Source organism: Nocardia citri, assembly GCF_054065835.1.
Genome location: NZ_JBSUQM010000029.1, coordinates 15,242 through 33,307, shown reverse-complemented (window position 1 = coordinate 33,307; position 18,066 = coordinate 15,242). Strand labels below are relative to the sequence as shown.

Annotated in this window: 20 protein-coding genes; 12 read left to right on the top strand and 8 right to left on the bottom strand. The window is 63.8% G+C overall.

Features of this window, described 5'->3' with window-relative positions; genetic code table 11:
- Positions 1–16: 16 nt before the first annotated feature.
- A complete protein-coding gene (locus tag ACW2Q0_RS27155; protein ID WP_457193750.1) occupies positions 17–430 on the bottom strand; it encodes a YybH family protein in 414 nt (137 codons plus the stop codon).
- Between the two features lie 467 nt (positions 431–897).
- On the opposite strand from ACW2Q0_RS27155, the gene ACW2Q0_RS27150 reads away from it, so the two are divergent.
- The 3 genes from ACW2Q0_RS27150 (at position 898) to ACW2Q0_RS27140 (ending at position 3,802) form a co-directional block, all read left to right on the top strand.
- On the top strand, positions 898–2,415 hold the full coding sequence (locus tag ACW2Q0_RS27150) for a flavin-containing monooxygenase (protein ID WP_457193749.1): 1,518 nt from the start codon (positions 898–900) through the stop codon (positions 2,413–2,415).
- Positions 2,416–2,729: 314 nt separating this feature from the next.
- Positions 2,730–3,101, top strand: coding sequence for an NYN domain-containing protein (locus ACW2Q0_RS27145; protein WP_457193785.1), 372 nt, complete (start codon positions 2,730–2,732; stop codon positions 3,099–3,101).
- A gap of 56 nt (positions 3,102–3,157) precedes the next feature.
- The gene (locus ACW2Q0_RS27140) at positions 3,158–3,802 is read left to right on the top strand and encodes a pentapeptide repeat-containing protein (protein ID WP_457193748.1); all 645 of its coding nucleotides are present in this window, start codon (positions 3,158–3,160) and stop codon (positions 3,800–3,802) included.
- Here ACW2Q0_RS27140 and ACW2Q0_RS27135 read toward each other — a convergent pair.
- Together ACW2Q0_RS27135 and ACW2Q0_RS27130 are read right to left on the bottom strand one after the other, a co-directional pair.
- Positions 3,799–5,178 carry a bifunctional lysylphosphatidylglycerol flippase/synthetase MprF gene (locus ACW2Q0_RS27135; RefSeq protein WP_457193747.1) on the bottom strand — a complete coding sequence of 460 codons (1,380 nt, stop codon included), beginning with the start codon at positions 5,176–5,178 and terminating at the stop codon, positions 3,799–3,801. The two genes, ACW2Q0_RS27140 and ACW2Q0_RS27135, sit on opposite strands and share 4 nt — an antisense overlap.
- Positions 5,179–6,036: 858 nt before the next feature.
- Positions 6,037–6,831 (bottom strand): helix-turn-helix transcriptional regulator, encoded by a 795-nt coding sequence (locus tag ACW2Q0_RS27130; RefSeq protein WP_457193746.1) that lies wholly within the window; start codon positions 6,829–6,831, stop codon positions 6,037–6,039.
- Positions 6,832–6,991: 160 nt separating this feature from the next.
- Here ACW2Q0_RS27130 and ACW2Q0_RS27125 point away from each other — a divergent pair, with 160 nt between their 5' ends.
- The 5 genes from ACW2Q0_RS27125 (at position 6,992) to ACW2Q0_RS27105 (ending at position 10,362) form a co-directional block, all read left to right on the top strand.
- Positions 6,992–7,483 carry an ester cyclase gene (locus ACW2Q0_RS27125; RefSeq protein ID WP_457193745.1) on the top strand — a complete coding sequence of 164 codons (492 nt, stop codon included), beginning with the start codon at positions 6,992–6,994 and terminating at the stop codon, positions 7,481–7,483.
- A complete protein-coding gene (locus ACW2Q0_RS27120; protein ID WP_457193744.1) occupies positions 7,480–8,325 on the top strand; it encodes an alpha/beta fold hydrolase in 846 nt (281 codons plus the stop codon). Before ACW2Q0_RS27125 ends, ACW2Q0_RS27120 begins: the two co-directional genes overlap by 4 nt.
- 193 nt (positions 8,326–8,518) lie before the next feature.
- Complete coding sequence (locus ACW2Q0_RS27115) at positions 8,519–9,430, top strand: SMP-30/gluconolactonase/LRE family protein (protein ID WP_457193743.1); 912 nt, start codon at positions 8,519–8,521, stop codon at positions 9,428–9,430.
- Between the two features lie 327 nt (positions 9,431–9,757).
- On the top strand, positions 9,758–10,033 hold the full coding sequence (locus ACW2Q0_RS27110) for a hypothetical protein (protein WP_397054089.1): 276 nt from the start codon (positions 9,758–9,760) through the stop codon (positions 10,031–10,033).
- Positions 10,033–10,362, top strand: coding sequence for a hypothetical protein (locus ACW2Q0_RS27105; protein ID WP_457193742.1), 330 nt, complete (start codon positions 10,033–10,035; stop codon positions 10,360–10,362). The genes ACW2Q0_RS27110 and ACW2Q0_RS27105 overlap by 1 nt, the downstream gene beginning before the upstream one ends.
- 202 nt (positions 10,363–10,564) lie before the next feature.
- Here ACW2Q0_RS27105 and ACW2Q0_RS27100 read toward each other — a convergent pair whose 3' ends face one another.
- A complete protein-coding gene (locus tag ACW2Q0_RS27100) occupies positions 10,565–11,029 on the bottom strand; it encodes a DinB family protein (RefSeq protein WP_457193741.1) in 465 nt (154 codons plus the stop codon).
- A gap of 628 nt (positions 11,030–11,657) precedes the next feature.
- Here ACW2Q0_RS27100 and ACW2Q0_RS27095 point away from each other — a divergent pair.
- Positions 11,658–11,984, top strand: a complete 327-nt coding sequence (locus ACW2Q0_RS27095) for a hypothetical protein (protein WP_457193740.1) — start codon at positions 11,658–11,660, stop codon at positions 11,982–11,984.
- Positions 11,985–12,075: 91 nt separating this feature from the next.
- On the opposite strand, the gene ACW2Q0_RS27090 is transcribed toward ACW2Q0_RS27095, so the two are convergent.
- Positions 12,076–12,546, bottom strand: a complete 471-nt coding sequence (locus tag ACW2Q0_RS27090) for a DUF6194 family protein (protein WP_457193739.1) — start codon at positions 12,544–12,546, stop codon at positions 12,076–12,078.
- 62 nt (positions 12,547–12,608) lie between these two features.
- Here ACW2Q0_RS27090 and ACW2Q0_RS27085 point away from each other — a divergent pair, with 62 nt between their 5' ends.
- Positions 12,609–13,406, top strand: a complete 798-nt coding sequence (locus ACW2Q0_RS27085) for a MerR family transcriptional regulator (RefSeq protein WP_457193784.1) — start codon at positions 12,609–12,611, stop codon at positions 13,404–13,406.
- Positions 13,407–13,422: 16 nt separating this feature from the next.
- Here the strand turns inward: ACW2Q0_RS27085 and ACW2Q0_RS27080 are convergent, their stop codons facing one another.
- A complete protein-coding gene (locus ACW2Q0_RS27080) occupies positions 13,423–13,590 on the bottom strand; it encodes a hypothetical protein (protein ID WP_457193738.1) in 168 nt (55 codons plus the stop codon).
- 1 nt (position 13,591) lies between these two features.
- Positions 13,592–13,735, bottom strand: a complete 144-nt coding sequence (locus ACW2Q0_RS27075) for a hypothetical protein (RefSeq protein WP_364351374.1) — start codon at positions 13,733–13,735, stop codon at positions 13,592–13,594.
- 310 nt (positions 13,736–14,045) lie between these two features.
- Here ACW2Q0_RS27075 and ACW2Q0_RS27070 point away from each other — a divergent pair, with 310 nt between their 5' ends.
- Together ACW2Q0_RS27070 and ACW2Q0_RS27065 are read left to right on the top strand one after the other, a co-directional pair.
- Complete coding sequence (locus ACW2Q0_RS27070; RefSeq protein WP_457193737.1) at positions 14,046–14,936, top strand: helix-turn-helix domain-containing protein; 891 nt, start codon at positions 14,046–14,048, stop codon at positions 14,934–14,936.
- Positions 14,933–15,139 carry a DUF397 domain-containing protein gene (locus ACW2Q0_RS27065; RefSeq protein WP_457193736.1) on the top strand — a complete coding sequence of 69 codons (207 nt, stop codon included), beginning with the start codon at positions 14,933–14,935 and terminating at the stop codon, positions 15,137–15,139. The genes ACW2Q0_RS27070 and ACW2Q0_RS27065 overlap by 4 nt, the downstream gene beginning before the upstream one ends.
- 110 nt (positions 15,140–15,249) lie before the next feature.
- Here ACW2Q0_RS27065 and ACW2Q0_RS27060 read toward each other — a convergent pair whose 3' ends face one another.
- Positions 15,250–18,057, bottom strand: coding sequence for an aminotransferase class I/II-fold pyridoxal phosphate-dependent enzyme (locus ACW2Q0_RS27060; RefSeq protein ID WP_457193735.1), 2,808 nt, complete (start codon positions 18,055–18,057; stop codon positions 15,250–15,252).
- Between the last annotated feature and the right edge of the window lie 9 nt (positions 18,058–18,066).

The following is an 18,066-nucleotide window of genomic DNA, read 5'->3' as shown; positions in this document are numbered from 1 at the left end:
AGCGAGCCAGATGAACTCAGCGCTCGAGTGCCGGACTGTCGTCGGGGAAGGAGTGGTGTTCATGCACCACCGACCAGCGTCCGTACTGTTTGCGCAGGCCGAAGGTGATGCGCAGGCGCTTGGCCGGATCGCGGGTGAAGTCCTCCGCGGTGCCGCACAGCAGCAGCGCGTGCGCGAAAGCCACGTCTGTACCGGCGTCCACCTCCAGCGAAACGATGTCGAATGTTGCACCGGATGCCTGCCATTCGAAGAAACCGGGCCAGATATCCCGATAGGCGTCGATGCCGCGCACACCTTCATTCGGCGGGGACACATCGAACATCACGATATCGTCGGCGTGATCGGTGAGTACACCGGCCAGATCGCCGGTATGTACCGCCGCCGCCCACCGCTCGATCAGGATCCGGATCTGCTTCTCGTCATCGGACATATCGGGTCGTCGTCCTCTCCGGCCCGGCGGCGAAGGGTGTGCGCCGTGGCTCTTCCCCAGAGAGCGTGCCGAATTCGCCACGGAGACGCAATAACTCGGAATGCATTCGTGCAAGATCCCAATGGTGAATTTCGTGCCGGTTACCGATCGGCAGAAACCGTTGATTCCGTTATGCCTCGCCCCGGCGAGGACGAGCCAAAGCCGTGAGTGACCAGCAGGCATCCACGGCGCGAATGCCGGGCGTGCGGTTGCGCATCGAGTGCACGGTTGCAACTCGCGCAATCAGGGAACTCGTGCAATCACCGGGCAAGTAGCACTCGAACGATCCTCATGTGATGGTGGCGGCAGATGTCGAGAGCGATCCGGCAGCGGCGCATTCTCGCCTAGACGTTACTGAAGATAACAGTTAATCTGTGGAAGACGCTCAGGCAAGGGTGCCCGGGTGGTTTGACGGAACGGATACCCCAATGACGCGGCATGTCGACGTACTGATCATCGGCGCGGGCCTGTCCGGGATCGGGATGGCGTGCCATCTCACGCTCGAGCAGACCGGACGCAGCTATGCGATCCTGGAACGCCGTACCGCCATCGGCGGGACCTGGGATCTGTTCCGGTACCCGGGCATCCGCTCCGACTCCGACATGTTGACCTTCGGGTTCGGCTTCCGTCCGTGGATCGGCACCAAGGTGCTCGCCGATGGGCCGCACATTCGCCAGTACATCGAGGAAACCGCAGCGGAATACGGCGTCACCGAGCACATTCGTTTCGGGCGCAAGATGACCAAGGCCAGCTGGTCGAGTGACACCGAACTGTGGACCGTCGAGGCGCGCGACGAGCAGACCGGCGAGACCGAGATCTACACCAGCAACTTCCTCGTCGGCTGCACCGGCTATTACGACTACGACAACGGATACCGCCCGCGGTTCCCGGGTGAGGCGGAATTCCAGGGGCAGATCGTGCACCCGCAGCACTGGCCGCAGAGACTGGATTACCGCGGTAAACGCGTCGTGGTGATCGGCAGCGGCGCGACCGCGATCACGCTGGTTCCGGCGATGGCCGATGACACCGCGCACATCACCATGCTGCAGCGCTCACCCACCTACATCGCCGCACTGCCCGCCGACGACCCGGTCGCGGTCGGGATGAAGTACGCGCGGGTGCCGGAAAAAATCGCCTATCGGGCGGGCCGGGCGCGCAATATCGCGTTGCAGCGGGCCAGCTTCCGGCTCTCCCGCACCAATCCCGAGCTGTCGAAGAAGCTGCTGCTGGCCGCGGTGCGGATGCAGCTCGGCAAGCAGTTCGATATGCGGCACTTCACGCCGTCGTACAACCCATGGGACCAGCGGCTGTGCATTGTTCCGAACGGCGACCTGTTCAAAGCGCTACGCAGCGGTAAGGCTTCGATCGTCACCGATCACATCGATCGCTTCACCGAAACGGGCATCCGGCTCGCGTCCGGGGCGGAACTACCCGCCGATATCGTTATCAGCGCAACCGGTCTGTCCGTGCAGATTCTCGGCGGTGCGACACTCGAGGTGGACGGGGAGCCGGTGTCGACCCGCGAGCATGTGGTCTACAAGGGCACCCTGCTCGACGGCATTCCCAACGCGATGCTCGTTCTCGGCTACACGAATGCGTCGTGGACGCTGAAGGCAGATCTGGCCGCCGAATACTTCTGCCGCGTCCTCAACCATATGAAGGCCAACGGCTACACCAAGGTGGTCGCGATCGCCGAAGACGCCGACCGCTCCGACCAGTCGGTGATGGGCAGCGCACTGACCTCCGGCTATATCCAACGCGGCGACGGCGTCATGCCCCGTCAGGGCGCCCGCGGACCCTGGCAGGTCATCAACAACTACTTCCGCGACCGCGTGCTACTGCGCAAGGCACCGGTGGAAGACGGCGTACTCACCTTCGACGGCGCAACAGATGCCACCCGAGCTGGCCGTAAGCCGAAAGGTCAGGCGCGCAAGCGGATTGCCTAGTAGCACTCGTTAGTGCGGACTGCACCAATGGCCCGACCAACTCCCGATATTCGGAATTGTGGGATGTTCACGTCATCGGGTGAGCAAGCGTCCGGAAACATGCGTTTTCGACTCGCGATGGTCCGATTGGCGGTAGATCATGCTGCGCTATGAACGCCTGCTCGCCCTGAGTCGACAATTCGATCACTGCTCTCGACCATGCGGTGCCCGCGTGGCTTATCTGCTTCCCGCGCAGCAGACAATGAGCCGCGGGCAACAGCGCTATCTGCACACCGGCGCCGCCCGAATCACCATCGACGAGTAGAAAGGCAATGATGCTGATTGTCGTGGATGCCGCGAATGTCGTTGGCTCGCGCCCTGATGGCTGGTGGCGTGATCGTACGGGTGCGGCTCGGCGATTGCTCATGCGGCTGAGCACGCTGGAGCGGCACCTCACACAGCCCGCCGAGGTGGTCGTTGTCCTCGAGGGCGCTGCCAAGGCCGCGGCCTCGGATGATTTCGAAGGGGTGCGCGTTGTGCTGGCGGATGGTTCGGGAGACGATGCGATCGTCGACGTCGTGGCCGCGGCCATCGAAGAGGACCGGATCGCCGTCGTAACGGCTGATCGCGCACTCCGTACCCGAATCGAAGCCCTCGGCGCCGAATCGGTGGGCCCACGTTGGCTCCTGGACCGCATCGACCCCTGACCTGTCGGATCCGACTGGTAGACAGGGACAGCCGTCACCGAACCCGGAGGTCAACCGTGCCCAACGAACTCGCGGATCTGCCCTACGCGCGTTATCTCACACCGCTGGCGAGCGATCTCGAACCCGAGGGCGACTACGACTGCGTACACATCACCGGCGCCGATATCGATGACATCGAGGCAGGCAACTCCCGGTTTGCCGAAACCGTGTTCACCTCGCTCGCGATCAACCGTGGCAGCCTGCGTTTCTCCCGCTTCACCGATGTCTGGCAACGCGGCGTGCGCTGGGTCGGTACCGACCTGTCCGATACCTCCTGGCAGGATGTCGAATTGATTGACGGCGCACTGTCCGGCGTCGATGCGGGCGGTGCCAACTTGCGCCGTGTGCGCTTCGAGGGCTGCAAATTCGACTCGGTGAACTTCCGCAAGGCCAAACTGCGCGAGGTGCAATTCGTCGATTGCGTACTACGACATGCCGACTTCGGTGACGCCGAGCTGACCAAGATCACCTTCCCCGGCACTACCGTGGAGGGGTTGCTCGTCAACCGCGCCCGATTGCAGCAAGTCGATCTGCGCGGCGCCGCGCACCTGAATGTCGCCGAGGGCCTCGATGCATTGCGCGGGGCAACCATCACGTCGCTGCAACTGCTGGATCTGGCACCCGAATTCGCCAGGGCGATCGGTCTTACCGTCCGCGACTAGTACTGCTTGCGGTGCGGCACGAATTCCAAGGTGAGCAGCGCCGCAGCGGCCAGCAGCACCTCGCGCCATCGGATCAATACGAACCGCTGATCGGACATCGCTTGGAACTTGCGCAGGAATCGGTAGAGCGATTCCAGCCGGATCAGCGGATCTCCCAGGTGCGCGAGGACATAGACCAGCTTCCCGGTCCGCGATCGTTTCTTCTCGGCGAACAGCTCTGGGAACGGGGCGAATGCCAGTGCGATCCGTTCGATGCCCTGCGTGCGAGCGTGGTCGACGAGATCGATGATCATCCGCTCGTCGAGTCCATTCGGGGCGTCCTTGCGCCGCCACGGTACATCCAGGCTCAGCTCGCGGCCGCGGTCGGAGGCCCCGTAGCGCTGGAAGCCCGCCACGCGCCCGTCGGCGTCTCTGGCCAGTACCAGCAGCATGCCCGGATTCCGCCCGTCCAGCAGATGGTCGAGGATCATCGAGAAGCCCCGATTCTGCCGACCGGTATGCCACTGGTCGACTATGGACAGCAGTTCGGCCCGCAACGGTTCGGTCAGATCGGTCTCGGCGATGATCTCGGTGGTAACCCCGAAATTCCGGGTGCGGCTCACGGCCTGGCGCAGATTGCGGAAGGAGCGACCGACCATGGCGAATGCCCCGACATCGATGACCACATCGCGGCCGACCGGAATCGCGCGTAACCCTCGATGCTCGGTCGCCCGATGCCGCCATATCTGCGTCAATTCCGGACTGGCACCGAGTACTGCGATCCGCCAGCCGTGATCGGCCGCGAATTCGGAGAAGTCCGTGAGCAGTGCCGGGAAGTCGGCGCAATCGCCGATCGGATCACCGGCGACCACCGCGATCCCGAATCGGGCCCGATAGCCGATCGCGGCGGTCGAGTTCGCGTTGAAGTAGTAGGACTTCGACGAGTGCAGTGCGAAGGCCGCGAGTGGATCGCGATGGGTCCGGCCGATGAGTTCGGCGACCCGATACAACTGCTCGGGCTGGGGCCGACTCGACTGTGGCAGCATCAGGATGAATCCGGTTGCGGCCAGGAAGACGAATCCGAGGCCCGGGTGCGAGCCGCGATAGGCGGCATTGGCGGCCGCGAGCACGAAAACCGCGATGGTGAAATGTGGCAAGGTGATCGGGCGGCGCAGATGCAATCCGCGCACCACGAAGAGCCCGGCGATCGACACGGCAACGAACCAGCCATGGCCCTCACCGGGGGCAGCGCGACCGGCTTCGTAGACCAGCGCGACACTCATCAGCAACAGTGCAATGCAGATCACCGGACGGATGGCCGGTGTGGTGGTGATCGAGGCATCGCGGTACCCGGCGAACGTGGAATTCCGCGCCGTCGTCTCGCGTCCCTCGGTCACGCCTGCCCCCTCACCGGGCCGACGGGTCCGAACAGGTTCCCCATGTGGTCCTCCGATGATCCTGTATACGCAACACTATTGGGAACATGGGATGAGTGCTCGAACATTCCTGGCGCACCAAGATCATTGGAGTTCGCCAGTGTTCGCCCGGCAACCGTGCCGGGCTGAAGCTGGTGCGTCGGCCTCGATCGGACCGGGGTGAGCGCGCCGTTGGCTGCTCCAATCGAGTATGCCACCGTGGTGAATACGGACAAGGGCATTTCCATGGCCATAATCCCGACCATCGGCGCCATGACCTCAGCCCCCTTGCTTGTATGCTTCATGGCTTGTACATCGCCTCGGCGCCGATCCGTGTGAACGACAGCTGCGCTCCAGAGGGTCGACATGAGCACGATTCATGGTCGACAGCTACCGCTCAGCGAGCCGGGTATCAATCGCATCTCGACATCTATCGACCAGTGCCCGAATATTGCGTCTGAGACGGAGATCAAGATCTATAGACAGTAGTGTTCGTAATTTTCTATCGTCTTGTTTCATGACAAAATTCCACGGCAAGAGCTGCCCTGATCACCGTGTCCGTCGTACATCGGCCGGGGCCGATCTTGGGTTTCGGCTGAGCGTCATAGGCACGAAATTGTCGAACAGAGCCCCGCTCACCACTCTGTGCGTCGGGCTGATCGGAATCAGCGAGACTGGACCGGCGGGCCGCCTGTCATCTCGGTGCCGGTCGTGATCCTGCGCGCGGCCGCAATCGTGGTCGTGGGCAGCGTGTTCGGCGTTCGCGCCAGTGACGGTTGGTTCTCAAAAACATTGCGCAGCAGACCAAACCGACACGCCCACTCATTCTGAACTGAGTTCTCAGGCGACCGGGAGCTGGTTGGGGATCCGCTGCCAGGCAGCGATCTCATCGGTGTGGTTCTTTCCGTGCCAGACCACCGCGAGCTCGGTGCGCGACAGTACGCCGCATTTGGCCAAAACCCGGCTCACGTGCTTCTTGACGGTCCATTCGCCGATCTGGAGGTGGCGGGCGATGGCGCGGTTCGACCAGCCGTCGGCCACCAGGCGTGCGACTTCATGTTCACGGACTGTGAGGGGACCGGTGTCGACCCGGGCCGCTTGCCGTAGGTGGGTGCGTAGCAGGTAGGTGATGTGGGGGCGGAGTTCGGTGAGCAGGGCGCGGTCGCGCTCGTCGAAAGCGCGCTCTCCCGTGGCGATGACGCCGAGGAAACCATGGACAGGCAGGCCGGTGTCGAACCACACCATGACCTTGTCGGTGATTCCATTGCCGCTCAGGAACTCCTCCGCGTACGCGTCCTGCGCGGGGGCGAGGGCGGCTTCGAGCAGGTCCGGCAGGCACGCCATACCGTGCAGGCGGAGTAAGCCGCGTGCGTGGTCTGCCGCGAACACATCGTCGCGGCCATAGCCGGCCAGGTAACGATCGATCAGCGGCCCAGGCAGCCCCACGGCCACTGGATTACGCAGATCGAGCTGTGCTGCGGGGTGTCGGCCCAGGAAGAACGTCAACCGGTCGTAGCCGAGGTGTTCGGCGATGGCACGTAGGACCACGGCGCGGAAGTCGGCGTCCGAGCCGTCAGCTTCGGCGCAGGTCCGTAGCACGCCCAGCACCCCGCGATAGTCTTGTGCGCTCAGCATGAGATCCACCTCGAACCCGTCGCTCGAGCTCACATCGTATGCCCGCCAAGCCCGTCGAGGCGGGGGTTCGGTGTTCCACCTTCTGGGCATTGTCGCAATTCGGGTCGTGCTTCAGGCTGATCTGTGCCAGCACTGGCTCGGAGTGAGGAAGGTTTCGACAATGACGTTGACCGACGACGCGCGCATCAAGCTGCAGCGCGATACTGTTGCCCAGCACTTTGCCGGAGAGAACGAACACGACTGGGACAAGGTGTACGACACGTTCATCCAGGATGAGCGCGCATGGTACGACGTTATGCCGTTCGCCGCCCGGTACTCGGGGTTTTCCGGTGTGCAGGAGTTCTACGCCGCCTTCGAGGCAGCGGTGCCGGACTTCAAGCTGACGGTCACCCATGAGTACGACGTGCCGGGTTGTTCCATCCGTGAGGTCACCTTGACCGGCACTCACCAGGGTGACTTCCTGGGAATCGCCCCGCAAGGACTGCCGGTCTCGTTCGAGCTCGCCGCCTTCTATCTGTTCGGCGACGGTGACGAGGCTGGCAAGCTGTTGGCCGAGCGCGTGTATTTCGACACCGAGACCGTGCTTCGGCAGATGCGCGGGGAGGACGGGCCGGTCGGGGTGGGGCTCGTCGAGGAAGGGCAGCAACAATGACGCTGTCCGCCGGACTCGCGGTTCGTGAGCACAGCGTGACCGGGCGGGACGGCTGCCGGCTGCACGTCACCGATCGCGGCCCCGAGCGCGACACCGCGGTCGTCTTCCTACACGGCCTGTCGATGAACAGCCTGGTCTGGGAGCGTCAGGTCGCGGCCCTCGCCGGATCACATCGAACGGTGGCTGTTGATCTGCGCGGGCACGGGCGATCCGACGCACCCCGCGACGACAGCTACAGCGACCCTGACACCTGGGCGCTCGACCTGCAGGCCGTGCTGACCCACTTGGGATTGCGCAGCGCGGTCCTGGTCGCGTGGTCATATGCCGGCATGGTCGTCGCGGACTACCTGCACCGCTTCGGTAGCGACAAGATCGCCAGCGTCTTTCTGGTCGCGCCATTGCGCAAGATCGGTACAGCGGAGGCGGTCGACCTGCTGGGCGAAAGGTTCCTCGGTCTTGTCCCGGGCCTGCTGTCCACTCAGGTCGATGATTCGCTGACGGCGGGAAAGGAGTTCCTGCGCCTGTGCCGCAACGACACCTGGCCCGGCGCCGAAGCCGACCAGAGTCTGGGTGCTGTGCTGTCCGTGCGTCCGGATGTACGGGCGGCGATGCTGGCGCGTGAGCAGGACAACGACGCGGTGTGGCAGGGCTTCGGCAAGCCGATCGCGATCGGCTACGGCACCGCTGACGCCATTATTCGTCCAGCGTCGCACTCGCAGGTGGCGGATCTGGCGCCTGGCGCCCGGGTGCAGGTTTACGAGGCCGCCGGGCATAGTCCGTTCCTCGAACAGCCGGACCGGTTCAACGCCGATCTGCGTGCCTTCGTCGAGGGGTCGCCGTAGCGGCGGAAAATACACCGGAAATGCTTGCATCGGCAGGGACGGCGGCCGTTCCCGGTGCTGTCCGACCAGTTGGACTGGCTCGGACAGCACCGCCGCCAACAGTTCGGCCGCCGCTGCGCACCTGCGCTGTCGCGGGGGGACCGGCCAGATTTTGGGGTCAGCGTCGTGGCTTGAAGCGTCGTAGGCTGCCGGGATGGGGATATCGCGTACGCGTATTGGGGCGTTGTGCTTCGCGGTGGTGGCCGCGGCCGGAGTTGCTTCCGCTGCTCCAGCGTTTTCTTCACCGTTGACGGGTTGCGGCGGGTGGCAAGTCGACACGGTTGTTTCGGGTCTGGAGCAGTTGGAGAACCTCGAGCCCGATGGGCGGGGCGGCTTCTACATGTCGGGAGACACGAAGGTCTATCACGTCGACGGTTCCGGGCAGGTGCGGACCGTGCTGGAGAACCTGGCCGCTCCGGGCGGTTTGCAGCTCGATGGAACAACCCTTTATGTCCTCACCCGCACCGACGGCAAACTGTGGCAGCTGGATACCGATTCCGGTGAGCTTTCGCCGTTGGCCGACCTTCCTGGGAACGGGCTCCTGCGGTTGCCCGACGGGGATTTCCTGACCACATGGGTGGGCACCGAGGGCGGCCCGTCGATGGGTGTGTCGCGCTACGCCCGCGAAACCGGTGAAGTCGTCGCGAATTGGTCGCCGGTGCCGCGAGGGGAAGGGCTGGCGCTGAGTCCGGATCACCAGGTGGTGTACACCGATGATCTGTTCACCGGACAGGTTTATCGGATTCCGCTGGATGCACCTGATCGGTGGACCGTGGTGACGACGGTGCCCGGGCTCTTGGCCGGACCCGACGATATGACCGCGAGCGCGGACGGTGACCTCTACGTCGCCGCCCACCTCGCCGGTGTGATCCACCGCGTCGACCCCGAAACGGGAGCAAGCTGCGCCCTCACGGCCGCACTACCCGCCGGTTGGCCGGGGCCCAGCTCTGTGCGCGTCGCGTACGACGGCGACCGGCCAGCGGTGTATGTCACGTCCTTCGATGGCACGCTTCGCCGGTTGCGGCCCCCGGCCGATGTGGACCTGGCTCCGGTTCAGAACTTCTGAGCTGCGTGCCACTCCAGGGCGTCTCATCAACGATTGGGGTGCTCGATCAGAACATCGACACTTCCACCGCGTCGGACTCGGTGGGATAGGCCTCGTAGCCCGGGCCGTTCGTCACGTCGTGGTTCTTGCCCAACTCGACTGGATCTCCCCATCTCTTTCGTGCCAGCCGGTCCCGCAGCAGCGAACACTACCGGGGACTGCCCACTCCACCATTCACCGCGTCAATATGCGACTTGCAGTTATGACTAGCAGTGTCTTCACAATCGGACGTCAAGTGACGTGCATACGGGACCAATCGGTCGGTTACTATGCGCGTAGTATGTGGTCATGGGGTTCGAGTGGCCGGATTGGGCGTTCGCACACCTGATCGGCATCGGACCCCGTGAGGTACGCCAAGTCCTCGAAGGCGCACGGCGCTGGCCGCGGATCGCCGATGACGGGCACGTGACGGTGTTGTCGGTCTGGGGTCGCACAGGTACCGGGCGGCCGCTGATCGTGGCGACGCGCCAACAGGACCAGTGGACCTGGCTGATTATCGGCGCCAGGGAAATGCGCGCCGACGAACTGAAAATGTTCGAGGAGTGGGAACAGGAGAACCGGTGATGAGCGACAAGGATTTCCCGTCCACCCCGGACGAAGTGGTGGCGTTCATGGATCGGCTGACCTTCAGCGACCAACCGGTCCCGCCGGAAAAGGCGCCGCCGCCACTGGCCCCCGGTGACGACATAGTGGTAACCAGCTCGATCCGCATGCCGCTGGAGCTGCACACCCGAGTCAAACAGCTCGCCGATAGCCGTGGCATCGGCATGTCGACGCTGATCCGGGAGTGGATGGAGGCGGCCATCGCCGAACTCGATGGCGACCAGCTCATCTCGCGCGCCGATGCCGTGCGCGCGCTATCGCGACTGCATCCCATCCATCGCGCGAGCTGAGCTCGCCAGCGGGGCATATGCGGTCATGCCGCGGGTCGCGCTGCCCCCGGACCGGCCAGCGCGAGGCGCTGGCGGCCGGAACCTGGTGCGGTGCAGAACATCCGCAAATCCGAGGCAGTCCCATTTGAGCGGTGCGGCCGTGCTACGCGAAGCATCGACTGTGTTGCCTTTCCGTCTACACGCTATGTCATAGATCGCTCGGCTAGGGCTGTTCTGGAACGTCGGTGTTGGGCAGGGCGGGAGGTTTGATCTGCTCGCACAGGATGTCGCCATGGCCCGCGTGACGGGCGAAGTCCTCGATCGCGAGCAGGTAGATGAATCGCAGGTTGACGTCGCCGAGGCGGGGGTGTGTCCGGATGTCGTCGAGGTCGAATTCGGCGGCGATCGCGCGGGAACGTTCGTTGACGCGCTCGAATTCGGCGATCACATCGTCGAGGGTCTCGTTGTCGTCGACGACAAAGCTGGCGTCGCCGGGGGTCGTGCCACCGTCGATTTCATTCTTGGGCAGGCCTGCCAGGATGTGCTGGAACCAGATCCGTTCGGCGGTTGCGGCGTGCTTGAGCAGGCCGATCGGGGTGGTCATTGAGGAGACAAGACGGCGGCGGGCGTCTGCTTCGGACAGACCGCGCACTGTGTTGACTAATTCGGCTCGGTTGCGGTCGAGCATGCTCTCGAGCAACTGGCGTTCGGTGCCGGTGGTGGTTCGTGGTGGCGACCATGTCATTGTCGGCTCGATTCTGCTGGGTTCGGGTTGGATCTGTCTGTCGTAGTTGTGTTTTCGGTCTTTCGGCGCCTCCGTCAGCATGGGCCGATGACCTTCTGCCGGGGAGGTGGCAAGTGGGTAACGGTCGGAGTTGAGGATGCGGCGGTGCGGAGTCGCTGGATTTCGTCGTGCTGGGCGGCGATTCTGGCCAGGGCCCGGGTCCGGAAGTCAGTGAGTTCGTCGATCGGTCTCGGCGAACCGCTCGCTGAAGCGCGACTGTCGGTCTTTAACCGCAAGATCTGTGCGTCGCGGGGTCCGGGATGTCACCGGTCTGTTGCATCGCGCGCAGGCGTTGCTCGAATTCTATCCGAAGGTGTGCGTAGGGTCGACCGGTCGGCGTTCGGGGTGGCACTATATGTCGACTTCACGGCGACACCGCAGAACCTCGCCACGTACCGTCACGACTGGTGCAACCCGGAATGACCACGCCCGCGCGGTGATTGCGGGCGGACACAGCGCATCGATGCTGTGACGCGGCGGCGGCGGTCCCAGACAACCGGAACTATTCGGGGTTCCGGACTGGTGAGATCGCGTGTTCAACTATCGCGGGTTCGTGAGGTTCGTCCGGGGAGGTAATGGTCGGGGGCAGTGCGGCGATCTGCTTAGCGAACGCAATCCATCAGGGAGGGGCATGGTCGTGGGAACGGCAGCGTTGAAGGATCATCTCGGTAGCCTGCGCTGGCAGATCGCTCGTTTGATCGCTGCGGTCGTGCTGGCTCTGGCGGCGTTCATGGTTTTCCTGTTCACGTCGAATCCGGCTTCAGAGCGCGATGCGCCAGCGGTGCCGTTGCCCGCGATCACCTCACCGTTGCTGCCGACGACATCGAGCGAGCCAACACAACCCGCGCCTCGGGACTGACCAATTCGGTGCTTAAGCCTGCAGATTCACCTATCTCGGGTTGTCGCAGGCTTTCAACCTAAGGTGGAGGCGGTCGTCCGGAGGGTGCTGCTCATTGCGACTCGGCGCGCCATCGGCCGCGCGCACGGACGCGGTCGTGGGCCGTGCGCAGCAGTTCCAGGATCGACTGCTCCGTTTCTGGGCCAGGGTTCACCACGGCCAGCCATGCGGCGCTGCCGTAGACCGGATGCGCGAACACGGTGTCGACCGCGCTCGGATCTTCGGTTTGGTCACCGGTGTCGCGGGGTTCGTGGCCCGTCCACCGGACAAAGCTCTCCCTATCGACACCAATGTTCAGGCGGAAGGCTCCGGGGCGGTCCAGGCGGGAACGATCGTCACCGGGGTAGTCCTTGGTCACAATCGTCGCGAACGGCTGGCTCTTGGTCGGCACCTTGCCGTCCGGCGCGTAGTAGAAAAACGTGTCCCCCCACGCGATCTCGGGTGAACCGTCGCCCGGCCCCGGTCGAAGCGTCAGCACCCCGCCCAGGGATTCGATGAAGGCGATTATCTCGTCGACGTTCATGTATTCGAGCATTACATTGAAGTGCTTATGTCGACTTTGCTCCGATATGTGGAGGCTAAATGGTGAAAAGTCGCAACTCCGCAGGAAAACGCACCATCGACGTCGCGCGCGCAGTCGGATACTCCGTTCAGCAAGTGCGCAAACTCGAGCTCGACGGCGTGCTGCCGGTGGCTGTTCGGACCTCGGCCGGATACCGGGTTTACGACCAGCGCCACGTGCATGCTGCCCGCGCTTACCGAAGCCTGGCCGCAGGCGCAGGCCCGATCGAAGCCAGGAAAATCATGCGCGCAGCGAACGCACACCCGATCTCGCGCTTGCTTGCCCATCTCGACGCAGCGCACGCCACGCTCGACAGGGAACGCCGAGACCTCGAGTTCGCCAAGGCGGCCGCCCGGGCGATCGTCGAAGAACCCTGCGTCGACGTGCGAGCGTCGGACCAGATGACCATCTCCGAGTTGGCAGATGCGCTCGGCATACGTCTGTCGACACTGCGACACTGGGATGCGGTGGGACTGGTCGTGCCCGAACGTGACCTCCCACGGGAAGCCCGCAGATACACCCCCAGCCACGTACGTGACGCGCGGATTGTCCACCAACTCCGCCTGGCCGGCTACCGCATCACCCAGCTCCAGACGCTGATGCCGCAACTGCGAGGTTCCAAACGCTGGGACGACGTCGTGGTCGGCCTGGACGCCCGAGAGGCCAGCATCGAAGCTCGATCCAGGGCGCTGCTGGAAGGCGCCGTCGCACTCAACGTACTGATCTCACAGCAGACACCCCCGGAAAGTTCGCCGCCGACGGGGAGCCAACTCGGCGTGCAGACGACCTCGATCAGCTGTGCAGACAACTCCGGACATTGACGGTTTCGGTAGATCCTCAGTGTCCATCAATGCGATTCGCCCATTCGCGGACCGCGTCCGCGAACCGTTCGACCACGTCGGCTGGTGCACCGCCGTGGATGGCCGTGGGACCGATGAACGGAACACGTTGCGGCAGTGCTGGATTGGCCGGTGATGGGTGGCGGTCCGGCTTTTCGGCGGCCATCTCAGAAACCCAGGTGCGGGACATCGGCCGGGACGAACCGACCGGCCTCGATGAGCCGCTTCTTCGCCTGCGCCTTGACCGGGCAGATCGACGCCTGGCAGTCCAAGTGGCTCTGCATGATTACATGCGCGTATTCGATTGTCATCACGGGCAATTCGCTGTGGTTCGTTACCGGCAGGCCGTGCATGCGGATACTCCGAACGTGGGGTGTGGGTGTTTGGAATGCCCGGTGGCCGAGGCCGAAACCGCCTGTGATACAAAGGGATTCGCTTAGGCGGCGGGTACCTCCCGGCTACCGGGGTGATGCAAGTACACACCCGGCCCCCGGAAAACGGCATCCCCAATCGCCCGCTTCCGTCGTATTATCGCCAAACTTTCTCCGCGGATACCGCCACGTGAGCGACACCTGCTGACGGCTTCCAAAAGTCCGGTCAATACATAGTGAGGCTAACGATATGAGCGTTACCGGCAGTACCCTCGCGCGTCGTGCTCTCGGCCGTGAACTGCGCCGATTGCGGACGGTCAAGGGCATGTACCAAGCCGAGGCGGCCAGACTGGCCGAAACCTCCCCGCAATCGATCGGCCGCATCGAGGAGGGGCGATCGACCCGGATCACCAGTTTTCAGATCAACGCCCTGTGCGATGCCTACGCGGCCACCGACGACGAAAGGCGAATCCTGTTGGGCCTGGTGCAGGAGGTGCGGGCCGCGCCGGAACGCGGTGGGGGTTGGTGGCGTTCATATGCTGATCAGATCACCGGGGACTTCGACCATTACCTGGCTCTGGAAGAGGCCGCCTGTAAATTGACGGCGTGGAAGTTGGCCGTACTTCCGGGTTTGCTCCAGACCTCGGATTACCGCCGTGCGATAGCCTGGATCGAGGCTCCCGAGCTGCCTTCTGAGCTGATAGAGAAGCGCATCGAATGGGCAATGCGCAGGCAGAGACGCTTGGAAAATCCCGGGTTCGCTGTCGAGGTATTGCTGTCAGAAGCTGTACTGCGCGAGGAGATGGGCGGTCCAGCAGTGATGAGTGAACAGCTGCGACATCTAGCCGAAGTCGGTGCCTTGCCAAACGTTTCGATACGCGTCGTCCCGTTCAATGCCCGCAACCATCTCGGCGTGCTCGTCGGATCGTGCTCGCTCATGGAGTTTCCGCCCTTGCCGCAGTCCAAGCTCACAGAGCCGCCGATCGTCTATGTGGAGGAATACACGGGCGACCTGTACCTGGAACGTGAAGCGGAGGTCGAAACTTATCGGACTGCGCTCACCGAGATCGGACGTGTAGCGTTGGATGAGAGCAAATCCAGGCAAAAGATCCTGGCTGTGGCGAAGGAGCACCGAGCGTGAGCGTCGATCTGTCCGGGGCGAAGTGGTACAAGAGCAGCCGCAGCAGCTCGACGAAAGACTGCGTGGAGGTTGCTCACCTTGACGGGGGCATGGTCGGGGTGCGGGACTCGAAGAACCCCACTGGCCCGGCTCTCATGTTCGGTCCCGCCGAGTGGGATGCGTTCACGGCGGGTGTGCAGGGCGGGGAGTTCGAACACTCCTGAACGTGTGATCTGAATTCTTGAGAACCCCAGGTGCTTTCGGCTTGTTATCTGGGGTTCTTCTGATTCGGCGTTCCTCCAGGATTGCCGCTGTGATGGATGCTTTGCGCGCACTATCGCGACTGCAGCTGATCCAGCGCGCGAACCGACTGCGGAGCTACCTGCCGCGCATCGCCGGATGCCGTGGCAATTGCGCGCCGAGCCGCGGCCAGCCGGGCGAGCGCGGCTTCGGTGAAGACCGACAACCCGAGGTCGGGGTTGTATCCGTGAATTTCCTTTACGTCGAGTTCGGCCAGGAAATACAGGATCTCCGACGAGATCACCTGACCCGGGACCAGCACCGGGAAGCCGGGCGGGTAGGGGACGACGAAGGTGGTGGACACGAGCGTCTTACCCTTGGCGAGCCGTCGCCCGGCTTCGCCGAGCAGGACGTGTTCGCGGTCGGCGTCCTCATACCCGGCATAAAAGGCCGATCGCATGTCGCCGAACGAGCGGGCGCCGTCGGGACGGAACACGCTGTCGAACTCGCTGAAATCGGGTAGCGCGGGCAGATCCTTGGTGATCTCGTCGACGCGGCGCTGTTGTAGAGCGCGATCGGCCTTGCCGGCTGCGCCCTGGCTGCGCTCGAAGTCGGTCGCCACCCGACGCAGCACGTCGAGCAGGTAGTGCACGCTCGACCAGGTCACGCCGATCGTGAAGATCAACAGCACACTGTTGATCGAGGTCTTGTTGATCTGGATACCGAACCGGTCCATCAGGATCTTCTCGCGGAACTCGAACCCGTTCATACCGGTCTTGCCGATGAACAGGGTGACCCGAGTCGGGTCGAGTACGAACTGATCGGACCGCCACGCCTCGTTCCACTCCGCCAAGCCACCCTGCCTGACCTGTCGGTACGAGCTGACTTCGGAGGACCGGAATTCGTCGGGCACCAGGTCGTCCTCGTCGAGGATGCGGAACCACTTGCCGATCAGCCGGTCTTTGCGGACACGGTGCCGGAAGACCAGCGCCATATCGTAGACGTGCCGGACCAGCTGGAAGCCCTCGATGTCGACCTGCCGACGCGCCAAGTCCAACGACGCCAGCAGTTGCTGGTTCGGCGACGTCGAGGTGTGGGTCAAAAACGCCTCACCGAATGCCTCTCGGGTGAGAGCTTTGAAATCCTGGTCGTGGATATGGATCATCGACGCCTGCCGCAGCGCCGAGAGCGACTTGTGCGTGGAATGCGTCGCGTATACACGTATCCGCGCGCGCTCGGGGTCGGGGAGCAGCCGGTGGTTGCTCCACTCGGCGCGGTCGACTCCCTGCATCGACGCATGCCACGTGCGGTATTTCTCGGCGTACTCGGGCGAGGACAAGCTCGATTCGAGTTGCCCGGCGGCAACCATCGCGGTCCGCTGCCGAGCCCACGGCACCGCGGTAGCGAACGCGTACCACGCCTCGTCCCACAGGAAGCAAATGTCCGGCTTTATTGCCAGGACCTCCTCCATCACCCGCCTGGGGTTGTAGACGATGCCATCGAAAGTGCAGTTGGTGAGCAGCAGCATGCGCACTCGGTCCAGTCGTCCCGCCGCCTCCAGGTCCAGCAGCGCCTTCTTGATGGTGTACAGGGATACGGCTCCGTAGATCGCGAAAGACTCGAGCGGGTACGCATCCAAATACATCGGATACGCCCCTGCGAGCACCAGGCCGTAGTGGTGCGACTTATGGCAATTGCGGTCGATCAGAACGATGTCGCCCGGCCGGGTCAGGGCCTGCACGACAATCTTGTTCGCGGTGGACGTTCCGTTGGTGACGAAGTATGTCTGATCGGCACACCACGTCTTCGCGGCTTTGTCCATCGCCACCCGGATCGTGCCGTGTGGATCCAGCAGCGAGTCCAGCCCGCCGGAGGTGGACGACGTCTCGGCCATGAAGATGTTGCGGCCGTAGAATTCGCCCATATCGTGCAGCGATTTAGAGTTGAAGATGCTGGCGCCACGCGCGACGGGAAGGGCGTGGAACTGCCCGACCGGCGCGGCCGCATAGGCACGCAGGGCGTCGAAAAACGGCGTGGCGAACCGGCTCCGGAAGCCGGCGAGCACCGTGCTGTACAGGTCGGTGACATCGTTGAGCCGATAGAACGTGCGGTCGTAGACGTTCGGCTGGTCCTCGGTCTCCGCGGCGATCGACTCGTCGGTGAGTAGATACAGGTCGATATGAGGCCGCAACTCCCGTATCCACTCGCCACATTCGACCCAGTTCTGGGTGCGGTCGGTCACGGCCACCTTGTCGTTCGCACCGAGCAACGTGGTCATCAACGGCACCCGGTCCCGTGAACGAAGCGGCAGGTCGTGCCGGATGATCGCCGCCTGGATCTCGCCGTTCAACGCGACGGCGGTGATAGCGTCCTCGATGCTGGACACGACGAGCAGCTCGAACTGCACATCGTCGGACGGGTTGCGAAGCGCCCGCAGGCTCTGCGCCAGACTGTCCGGGGCCTCGGGCGGGGAATCGTCGCCGAGCAACACCGTGAAGAACGGTTGCTGTTTGGCCCGCGCCACGAGTTCCTGATCGGCCAACGGCGCGGAAGTGTCGAACACAGCTGTACCGTCGCCGTACTCGGACAGCAGGCGCACGGCCAGCGACACCTCGTCGGTGAGCCGCACCGTGGCAAGGTCGGCGAGATAGCCGCGAAACGCCGCCAGCCTCGCCGCACCTGGGTACAGCCAGTACCGTTCGAAGGCGCCGAGACGATCGAGGAGGCGCCGCACCGCGGCGGCTTCGCGGGTGGTGTCCAGCCCGGCACGGTTGACATCGGCGAGCCGACGGCACGCGTCGTCGAGCAGATTCCACGTGTCGATTCGCGAGTACGACGGGTTCGCTACCGCCGCCAGCGCGGAAACAGAAAGCCCTCTCGGGCGTTGGCCGTCTCGGTGCATGTCGTCAGT